The organism is Streptomyces sp. MS191, from assembly GCF_008042125.1.
Taxonomy (GTDB): domain Bacteria; phylum Actinomycetota; class Actinomycetes; order Streptomycetales; family Streptomycetaceae; genus Streptomyces.
This window is the reverse complement of record NZ_RDBI01000047.1, coordinates 1-9,553: the sequence shown is the minus strand read 5'-3', so window position 1 is coordinate 9,553 and position 9,553 is coordinate 1. Positions and strand designations below refer to the sequence as shown.

General features: G+C 72.9%; 9 protein-coding genes and 1 pseudogene. 7 read left to right on the top strand and 3 right to left on the bottom strand.

Features of this window, described 5'->3' with window-relative positions; genetic code table 11:
* The first annotated feature begins 43 nt into the window (after window positions 1–43).
* On the top strand, window positions 44–739 hold the full coding sequence (locus EAO71_RS21980; protein ID WP_147979544.1) for a type 1 glutamine amidotransferase domain-containing protein: 696 nt from the start codon (window positions 44–46) through the stop codon (window positions 737–739).
* Window positions 740–882: 143 nt separating this feature from the next.
* Here EAO71_RS21980 and EAO71_RS21975 read toward each other — a convergent pair.
* Window positions 883–2,052: pseudogene (locus tag EAO71_RS21975) on the bottom strand (erythromycin esterase family protein); the annotation flags it as partial.
* A 58-nt stretch (window positions 2,053–2,110) separates the two neighbouring features.
* Between EAO71_RS21975 and EAO71_RS21970 the strand changes: the two are divergent.
* Window positions 2,111–2,926 (top strand): TioE family transcriptional regulator, encoded by an 816-nt coding sequence (locus tag EAO71_RS21970; RefSeq protein WP_147979543.1) that lies wholly within the window; start codon window positions 2,111–2,113, stop codon window positions 2,924–2,926.
* Between the two features lie 145 nt (window positions 2,927–3,071).
* Here the strand turns inward: EAO71_RS21970 and EAO71_RS21965 are convergent, their stop codons facing one another.
* Window positions 3,072–3,296, bottom strand: a complete 225-nt coding sequence (locus EAO71_RS21965; RefSeq protein WP_147979542.1) for a hypothetical protein — start codon at window positions 3,294–3,296, stop codon at window positions 3,072–3,074.
* 313 nt (window positions 3,297–3,609) lie between these two features.
* Between EAO71_RS21965 and EAO71_RS21960 the strand changes: the two genes are divergently transcribed.
* Window positions 3,610–4,353: a class I SAM-dependent methyltransferase gene (locus tag EAO71_RS21960; RefSeq protein ID WP_147979541.1), complete on the top strand. Its 744-nt coding sequence runs from the start codon at window positions 3,610–3,612 to the stop codon at window positions 4,351–4,353.
* A 205-nt stretch (window positions 4,354–4,558) separates the two neighbouring features.
* Here the strand turns inward: EAO71_RS21960 and EAO71_RS21955 are convergent, their stop codons facing one another.
* Window positions 4,559–5,758: an FAD-dependent monooxygenase gene (locus EAO71_RS21955; RefSeq protein ID WP_147979540.1), complete on the bottom strand. Its 1,200-nt coding sequence runs from the start codon at window positions 5,756–5,758 to the stop codon at window positions 4,559–4,561.
* 102 nt (window positions 5,759–5,860) lie between these two features.
* Between EAO71_RS21955 and EAO71_RS21950 the strand changes: the two genes are divergently transcribed.
* From EAO71_RS21950 to EAO71_RS21935, 4 genes are all read left to right on the top strand, one after another.
* A complete protein-coding gene (locus tag EAO71_RS21950; RefSeq protein ID WP_187282781.1) occupies window positions 5,861–6,577 on the top strand; it encodes a TetR/AcrR family transcriptional regulator in 717 nt (238 codons plus the stop codon).
* Between the two features lie 156 nt (window positions 6,578–6,733).
* Window positions 6,734–7,174 carry a hypothetical protein gene (locus EAO71_RS21945; protein ID WP_147979538.1) on the top strand — a complete coding sequence of 147 codons (441 nt, stop codon included), beginning with the start codon at window positions 6,734–6,736 and terminating at the stop codon, window positions 7,172–7,174.
* Window positions 7,175–7,185: 11 nt separating this feature from the next.
* Window positions 7,186–8,643: a hypothetical protein gene (locus EAO71_RS21940; protein WP_147979537.1), complete on the top strand. Its 1,458-nt coding sequence runs from the start codon at window positions 7,186–7,188 to the stop codon at window positions 8,641–8,643.
* A 131-nt stretch (window positions 8,644–8,774) separates the two neighbouring features.
* Window positions 8,775–9,491, top strand: a complete 717-nt coding sequence (locus EAO71_RS21935; RefSeq protein ID WP_261992276.1) for a hypothetical protein — start codon at window positions 8,775–8,777, stop codon at window positions 9,489–9,491.
* Window positions 9,492–9,553 lie beyond the last annotated feature (62 nt).

The following is a 9,553-nucleotide window of genomic DNA, read 5'->3' as shown; positions in this document are numbered from 1 at the left end:
CCTCCCCCCTTCCTTCTTTCCTTCCCCCGGAGTGAGCTCAGCAATGTCGAAGATCCTTTTCGTGATGACCGGCGCCGACCACTGGACCCTCGCCGACGGCACCAAGCACCCGACCGGCTTCTGGGCCGAGGAGGCCGTCGCCCCGTACGAGGCGTTCACGGCCGCGGGTCACGAGGTCGTCGTGGCCACCCCGGGCGGCGTCGAGCCCACCGTCGACCAGGGCAGCCTCGCCCCCGAGTTCAACGGCGGACCCGAGGGCGCCGAGAAGATCGCCTCGGCCCTCGCGTCCCTCGCCGCCCTGCGGCATCCGGTGCGGCTGGAGGACGTACGGGTCGACGACTACGACGCCGTCTTCTACCCCGGCGGCCACGGCCCCATGGAGGACCTCGCCGTGAACGCCGACTCGGGCCGGCTGCTCGTCGCGGCGCTGAAGTCGGGCAAGCCCCTGGCCGTCGTCTGCCACGGCCCGGCGGCCCTGCTCGCCGCCGTGGACGAGTACGGCACGAACGCCTTCGCGGGCTACCGGGTCGCCGCCTTCAGCAATGTGGAGGAGACCCAGGCCGGGCTCGCCGAGAAGGCGAAGTGGCTGCTGGAGACCCGCCTGACCGAGGCGGGCGTCGACGTCCGGGTGAGCGAGCCGTGGGCGCCCCACGTGGTCGTCGACCGCAACCTGGTCACCGGGCAGAACCCCGCCTCCTCCGCGCCCCTCGCGGCGGAGGTCCTGAAGAAGCTCGCCTGACCGGGGCGACGGCCGCCGGCARGACCGGGTGCCCGGTCACGCCGGCGGCAAGGCACCCCTGAGCCCTCCGCCCCGCGGGGGGGGGCGTCCCGCGAAGGGGCGGGCTTCACCTCCGCGGACGTCCCGCGCACCTGACGCGGCGCCCCCGCCGCGCCGGTCGGGTGGGCCGGGTCGAGCGGGGCGTAGCCGAACCAGGGGGAGACGCGCGGCGCGGGCAGGGGGGCGCCGAGGGTGGCGGCGAGCCGCCCGGGGTCGATGAGGCTGCGGTCCTCGGGGAGCGCGTGCAGGAGTCCTTCGACGGTGTCCGGTGGCGGTGCGTCCACTCCCTGATGCCGGATCGTGCCCAGGGCGGTCGCCACGAAGGCGTACTCCGCGCCCAGCCGCGCGCTCGCCTGCGCACCGGCGCTCCACCACTCCAGTGGCGCGCCGCCCATCCTCATCGAGCTCTTCGCCCGCTGGAGGTGGGAGTTGTGGGCGTGGACGAGCGCGGGGCCGCGGTCCGCGACGGCGAGGAGGTTGTCGGCCATCATCCGGTCGCGCAGCCCCACCATTCGTGTCATGCGGGCGGGTGAGGTGTCGGCCATCCAGGAGTGGTAGCGCAGCAGGCCGACGGCGGTGCGCGCGTACAGGCGGACCCGGTCCCAGTGGTCCGGCGAGGTCACCGCGAGCAGGTGCGGGCTCTGCTCGTCGAGCAGCGCCGTCATGTCGTCGGCGTGGAGCCGCAGTTCGCCGGCGTCGGCCGACCGCCCGAAGGACCGGGTCGGGTCCATCATGGCCGCGGGCTCGGTCCATCGCTCGTCGGCGCCGAGCAGGTCGTCGAGCGTGTCGGCCGTGCAGGGGAGCAGGGACGCGTCGACCCGGGCGGCGAGGTAGTCGTGGAGCGCGGTGAGGGCCTGACGTGGGCTCGCGGCGGCACTGATCTCCAGTGGGCCGTCGATGCCCGCGAAGCGGAGCCACTCGGAGGGGGGCCTGCCGTCGTTGTGGGCGCGCATCCAGCGCACGAGTTCGCGGTTGGCCGCCGAGGTGCCCCAGCCGTGGCTGAAGCCGTGTTCCATGACCTCGTCGAGGCTGCCGGCACCGGAGGTGACGTGGTCGTCCACGAGCAGGCCCCGCAGGCAGTCGCTCTCGATGGCGATGGTCCGGTAGCCGTGCTGCTCGACGAGGTCGCGGAAGAGCTCGTTGCGCAGTTCGAGCAGCGCGTCCTCGCCGTGGGTGGGCTCGCCCAGGGCGAGCAGTCGGGGTCGGGCCGGGAGTAGCCGCATGACGGCGGCAGCCTCGACGGGATGGGCGGTGTCCTTGATGTCGGTCGCCATGCCTTCAACGGTATCGTTGAACCTCCGGTTGAAACTTCTGCGCGATATCGTGGGCTTCATGGGGCTGAACCTTCAAAGGGACGGTCGGCTGAGGCCGATCGATCTGGCACGCGCGAGCGGGCTGTCGACGCAGGCGGTCAGGAACTACGAGGAGGCCGGCATCCTTCCGGCCGCCGGACGCACTCCCCACGGCTACCGCACGTACACCTCGCTGCACGCCGGGGCCCTCCGTGCGTTCCTCGCCCTGGTCCCGGGCCACGGTCATCCGACGGCGACGTCGATCATGCGGGCGGTGAACGAGGGCGGGGTGGACGAGGCGTTCCGCCTCATCGACGAGAGCCACGCCCAGCTCCTCGACGACCGGCGAACCCTCCAGGCCGTGGAGAGCGCCCTGCGCGATCTGGAGTCCGGCCCGGACTCCGGCCCGGACTCCGGCCCGGTGTCGGCGGGTGGGGTGGCCGCGGGGTCCGGAGGGGCCGCGGAGCGGAAGGCGGGAGCGGAGTCCCGGTCCGGGTCCGGGTCCGGGACCGGCGGCACGTTCATCGGGCCGCTGGCGGAGCGGCTCGGCATCCGGCCGGCGACCCTGCGCAAGTGGGAGGGCGCCGGACTGCTGCGGCCGCGCCGGGATCCCCTGACCGGGTACCGCGTCTACGACGACGCCGACGTACGGGACGCCCGGCTGGCGCACCAGCTCAGGCGGGGTGGCTATCTCCTGGAGCAGATCGCCCCGTTGATCGCCCAGGTGCGGGCTGCCGGTGGGCCGGCGCCCCTGGAGGCGGCGCTGAGCGACTGGCACGGCCGGCTCGCCGCCCGCGGGCGGGCGATGCTGACCGGGGCCGCGGAGCTCGCGGCCTACCTCGACGCACGCGGGTGAGGCGACGGCCACCGAGGCGGGCGGGACGGCCCCGCCACGCTGGGGCAGATCGGGCCGGTCGCAGGTGCGTCGCCGTCGAAGGCGGTTCGACGAGGCTGGATCTTCACCCCTCGGTGCGCCATGCCGGTGCCGATCCGCCCCGACGTCACGCGGCCCGGCCGGCTCTCGGGCGGGATCTCCATTCACGGCGCAGGACGAAGAACCGCAGGATCGCGAGCGCGAGGAACACCACGCCGAAGGCGGCTCGTTGCCACTCCCCGACCGTGGCGTACCAGTAGAGGCACATCCCGGCGAAGACGAGGCTCACGGCGATGACCAGGGGCTCACGGATCCAGTACGGCAGCACGCGAAGTATCAGATTGATCAGCATGCGGTCAGTCTGAACAGGCGCGCCTCCCCCGCGCTGTGGCGGAAGCCACAGTTCCTGATGTGGTGCCGCCGGGCCGCGACGGCGGCGGCTCAGCGGCGGCGCCTTGCCCCCTTCAACTGCCCCGAGCTGCGGCGGTGTTGGGTGATACGAGCGCGAGCGGGCGGCTTCTTCGTGTCATCTGCCAGTACGAGCGGCCGGACCGGGCGCAGCAGACTCTCGAGCACGACGCGGCGGCCGGCCGGTGGTTCCGGGAGGCACCGGGAGGCACCGGCGTGCCCGCGTACCGGTGAGGGAGCACGGAAGGGGACGGCACGTGAGCGTGCAGCAGTACGACGAGATCGGTGAGGCATTCGAGGGGTTCAAGTCCCTGCCACTGACGCGCTACGGGGAGGTGCCGAGCTTCCTGGGCCTGGTCGGGGACGTGGAGGGCAGGACGGTTCTCGACCTGGCGTGCGGGACCGGTTTCTACAGCAGGGAGTTCAAGCGGCGCGGCGCCGCGGACGTCTTCGGGGTGGACATCTCCGTCGAGATGATCGCCGCCGCGCGGGAGATCGAGCAGCGCGACCCGCTCGGGGTGCGTTACGAGGTCGGCGACGTCGCCGAGCTGCGGACCGACGGCCGGCGCTTCGACGTCGCGTTGGGGGTGCAGTGCCTCAACTACGCCCGGGACATCGCGGAGATGGAGCGGATGTGCCGCAACGTCCACCGGAGCCTCGTGCCCGGTGGGGAGTTCTTCGTGCTCGCCCAGAATCCCGACTACGCCTTCGACTGCCTGTCCCTGGACACGTACGGGTTCCGCTGCGAGCCCGCCGGGGAGGAGCTCGAGACGGGGCCGCGGGTGCGGGTCACCGCGCTCCTCGCCCCGGAGCCGATCAGCATCGTCTCCACTGCCCCGCGCCGCGAGGTCTACGCGCAGTGCCTGCGCGCGGCCGGCTTCGGCGAGGTGGAGTGGGTCCCCCTGCAGGTGTCCGAAGCGGGCATCCGCGAGTTCGGGGACGACTTCTGGGCGGACCTCCTCGCCCACCCGCCGCTGGAGATGCTGCGCTGTCGCGCCTGATCACCCGCTCACCGGCCGGTCGTGGTGCCGAGCCCACCGTGGCCCGGCACCACGACCGGCGGGAGCCTTCCCGCCCGCTCGGCACGGAGCCGGAGCGGGTGAGGAGAACGGTTCGCCGCCGCTCCGCGCGCGAGCGGCCCACCAGGCCCGCGGCCCGTGGCCCTCGCGCCGGAGACCGCACCGGGTCAACGGCTGGACGCACCGGTCAACGGCTGACGCGGCGGGAGTCGGTGGAGTAGTCGGGCAGGGCCACCGTGCTGCTGACCTTCTCGCCCATGCGGAGCATGGCGTTCAGCAACAGGGGGCGGGAGAGCAGGGTGTTGCGGAGTCGTATGCCGGCGGCGGTCCCGGGAGCGAGGAACTTCCCGGTCCGGTCGCCGCCCGCCTGGCAGCCCTGGGCGTACTTCCGCAGCCTGTCCTCGTACCGGGCGAAGGCCGCCCGGTGGTCGCCGCCGGATCGCGCGAGCTCGCCGGCCAGCACGTACGCGGCGACCACAGCGGTTCCGGTGCCCATGCCGCCGATGGTCGCCCCGCAGGCGGCGTCGCCGACGAGGGCCACCCGCCCCTTGGACCAGGTGTCGACGTCCGCCCGGCTGATGGAGTCGAAGTAGAGGTCGGGGGCCCGGTGCAGGGTGTCGAGCAGACGGGGCACCTCCCAGCCGAGACCGGAGAAGGCATCGGCGATCAGCCGCTTCTGCAGGCCGAGGTCGTGCCGGTCGTAGGGCAGTCGGGGCGCGGCGAAGACGAAGAACGCGCCCGCCCGCGACGGATCCCGGTGGTCGGCACCCACGGAGGCGAGCCGCCCCGGCGCGTTGTGGCCGACCGATCCCCTGGCCGGCGCCGGGGACTCGTCGCGGGGCAGCTGCCAGGTGGCCGCGTAGTAGCCGAGGTGGCTGACGTAGTCGGCCTCCGGACCGAAGGCGAGCCGGCGGATGTTGGAGTGCAGTCCGTCGGCTCCGATCACCAGGTCGAAGTCGCGCGAGGGGCCGTGCCGGAAGTCGACGCGCACGCAGGACGCGGTCTCGGTGAGGCCGGTGACCGAGTCGCCGAACACGTACTCGGTGGTGGGGGCGCTGCGCTCGTGGAGCAGCCGGGCCAGGTCCCCGCGGACGACCTCGATCTCCCCGCCGGCGAACTCGGCCGGCAGGTGCAGCAGCGTCCGGTCGTTCTCGTCGACGAAGCGCATCGGGCTGCCACCGGTCTGCATGCGGCGCAGTTCGGGGAGGAGTCCCATGCGTTCCAGGACGGTCAGGTGCGTCTCGCCGCGGAAGTCGACGGCCTGACCGCCCTCGCGCAGCGTGGGCGAGAGCTCGACCACGGTCGGGGTGAAGCCGTGGCGTCCCAGCCAGTAGGCCAGCGCCGGGCCGGCGATGCTCGCACCGGAGATGAGGACGGTCTTGTTCATGGGTCTCCCCCGCTCGGAAACTGTGTCCATCGGACACGGATTATTACTGTGTACGATAGACACAGTTCGATGGTTTCGACAAGGCGAAGGCGGAGGAGAAGCGTGGGCGACGAGCAGGCCGATGTGGTGCGGCTGCTGTGGGGGCCGCGCCCGCAGCCGAAGCGCGGTCCCAGGCCGGCGCTCGACCTCGACCGGATCGCGCGGGCCGGTATCGAACTCGCCGACGCGGAGGGCCTGGCCGACGTCTCGATGCAGCGGGTCGCGGAGCGACTCGGCGTCACCAAGATGGCCCTGTACCGGTACGTGCCCGGAAAGGCCGAACTGGTCGCACTGATGGTGGAAGGGGCGATCGGCGCGTATCCGGCGGAGGCGACGCCGCGGGGTGAGTGGCGGGAGCAGCTCGAGGACTGGGCACGGCGCCTCTTCGCCGCCTTCCAGCGGCACCCCTGGTCGCTCGACGCCACCGTCGGAGTGCGGATCCCCGGTCCCGGGGAACTCTCCTGGATGGAGCGCGCCATCTCCGCCCTGGACGGCACGGGACTGAGCGGGGCGGAGCGGATGGACGCGGCCGTCCTGCTGACCGGTCACGTGCGCGGCATCACCCAGCAGGCCCGCGCGGCCGGCCCCTCAAGCAACCCGGAGGCCCAACTCGGCACAGTGCTGGCCGAATTGATGCGGGTCCACGGCGAGCGGTTCCCCGCCCTCACCGAGGCCTTCGCCTCGGCCGCGCGGACCGGCGGGCAGGACCAGGCGTGGGAGTTCGGACTCCAGCGCATCCTGGACGGCCTGGCCGTCCTCATCGACCGCCGCGCGCACTGACCGCGGCACCCGGGGCGCTTCACCACGGCCGGACCGGTGCCGGAATGGGTGGCTCCTGCGGAGGATCACCGCGTGACCTTGCGTCCCCGGTGTCACCCCGCAACCATACGATGCACCTGCAAAGCGATGATCATTCTTTCATGGGGGCGGAGCCGTATGGGTTTTGACGAGGACTGGGCCGGCATCCGGTCCGGCGCGCCGGCACGAACCCACGACGGCATGCGGCTGGACGGGACCGATCCGGGCGGCGGCGCCGGACCGGCGGGCGGAGCGCCCGATCTCGCCACCGCACCGGCCAGGAAGAAGGCCGCGGCCCGCACGATCGAGACCGAGCTGGAGCCCCGCACCGGCACGGCCGCCCGGTGCGCCGACGCCGCCACCGCGGAGGCCGTCGCCGGTTTCGACGGCTGGGCGACCGCGAGCGGCCTGAAGACCGTGGAGGCCACCTGGGACAAGCAGGTCAGGACGCTCCTCGCCCGGCTCGCCACCGAGAAGGAGGCCCTGCGCGGCACAGCGGTCGCCTTCGGCCTCCAGGAGCTGGACACCCGTTCCCGTATCGCGGGTGTCGGCCCGGCCTCGGGCATCGACCGGTACTGAAGGGGCGGACCGTGCCGACGTACGCCGAGATCCTGGCCACCGACCTGGACAAGCTCGCCACCGCCGCCGACAAGTGGGACGAGATGGCGGGTGAACTGCACAAGGTCGAGGAGCGCTACCGCGACAGCGTCCAGTCGCTGCCGACGGCCCCGGCCTGGCTGGGCGAGAGCGCGACCGCCGCCCACGGCCTCTTCGCCGCCACGCGCTACGAGTACCGGGCGGCACAGACGCAGGCGACGGCCACCGCCACCCTTCTGCGCACCGCCCACGAGCAGTTCACGCAGCTCAGAAAGCAGTTGGAGAGCGCGCGCGCCGACGCCGTCGAGGCCGGCATGAAGGTCTCCGAACAGGGCAGGGTCGCGTACGACCACGACCGCCTCACCCCGCAGGAGCGCAGCGCGCTGCACCACGATCCGGACGGCCCCCAGAGCGTCCGGGACGCCGAGGCGTCGTGGGCGGAGCACCTGGAGGCCTGCGTGAGGGCCTTCGACGTCGCGGACCAGGACCTGAAGAAGGACCTGGAGGCCGTGGTCCGGGACGGGTACGGCAACCAGGGCGACGGGACTCTCGGCACCGGCTTCAACGGCGACGCGGGGCGGGTCGCCGCGGCCGACGCCAAGGCCGGGAACGATCGGACGAACCTCGCCTGGCTCAGGATGCGTGACGGCGAGACGCTCGACGACTACGTCCGCCGGCTGCAGCGCGACGGCCTCGCGAAGCTCACCGGGAACGAGCAACTGGCGGACCTGGTCGCCAAGTTCACCAAGGGCACCATCACGGCGGGGGCGTTCGCGAGCGCTCTGACCGCGGCCGGCCTGTACTCGTACAAGCTGTCCAAGGCGCTCCGGCCGCCGTTCGTCCACCCGACCGCGCCCGGCACCTTCCTGTCCCGGCAGTTCACCATCCGCCTGGCCGGGGCGGCTCCGGGGAGCATGCTCAGCAAGGTGCCACCGGGCCTCGCCACCGCCCTGACCGGCTCCGACGAGGCCGCCATGTTCGGCGGCTTCCTGCGCAACGGCGCCTTCTTCATGCCGACCGCGGCCGAGGCCGACCTCGTGAAGGTGGCGCAGAACGGCGGCCTCGCCAACGCGGCCAAGGCGGCCGGCTGGCTGCGCGGTGCCGGCGTCGTCGGCGGCGTGGCCGCCACCGCGTACGGCGTGGCCAACCTCGCCACGTACGACACGGACATGATCAGGGCCGACCCGGCGAAGTTCGCCTCGGACCTCAGCGGGACCGCCTTCAGCGCGTCGATGACGGCACTGACGGTCGCCCCGAACCCGGTCACCCTCGGTCTCGCCGTCGGTACCGGTGTCGTCTACGCCGGCGCACTGATCTGGGACCACCACGAAGCCATCGGCAAGGGCCTGGAGGAGGCCGGGGACCGGATCGGCGACACGGCCTCCGACGTCGGCTCCGGGATCGCGGACGGCGCGAGGAAACTGGGCGGTGCCCTCAACCCGTTCGACTGAGCCGTCCGACCGAACCCTCCGACCCAGCGGTCCGAGCCGTCCGAACGGTCCGAGCCGTCCCACCGAACCCACCGAACCCACCGAGCAGAAACCCCGCCGAACCCTCCGAGCAGAAACCCCGGGAAACCCGCATGCACACCGATGTCACACCGTTCGACCTCCACGCGTGGCAGGAGGGGAACCGTCACGACCACCGCGCGGGCTGGAAGGGTGTCTCGCCGGAGTTCGGCGAGATCACGCTGACCTGCCCGCTCCCCCGCACCGCGCCCGAGTCGATCGTCTCGGAGGTGCGCGGCGGCCTGCTCCCGACCGCGTCCTTCGAGGCACGCGGGATGCACGTCGAGGGGATCAGGCTGCCGACCCTGAACCGGTCCACACTCCGGGTCGGCGACCGCGTCGTGTACGTGAACCGGAACCGTTTCGGCGCCACCCTCGAACAGCGCGCCCTGACCATGCGGTACGCCGGCGACCACTACCGGCTCGCGGCCCTCGACAAGCGCGGCTACGTGCTGACCCGCCGGCCCGACGAGGAGGACCCCGGCGTCACCGTCACCGTCCGCGAGTCGGGGCGCGGGAGCCGCCGCCGGCTCTCCGTCCGGGTCGCGGGGCGCGCCGAGGGCGGAGACCTGGCGCTCGGGCTGATCTTCGCGGGCGTCGACCGCTCGACGCTGACACGGGTCGGTGCGGTGAAGGCGGGCATCTCGCGTGCCTCGAAGGACGCGGTCGGGAGCAGGCCGCCGCGCACCTCCGAGACGAACGACTCGGGCGCGGTGCGGGGGAGCGGGCAGGTCAGCGTGATCTCGCCGAACTCCGGCGAGACACCCTTCCAGCCCGCGCGGTGGTCGTGACGTCAGCGTGATCTCGCCGAACTCCGGCGAGACACCCTTCCAGCCCGCGCGGTGGTCGTGAC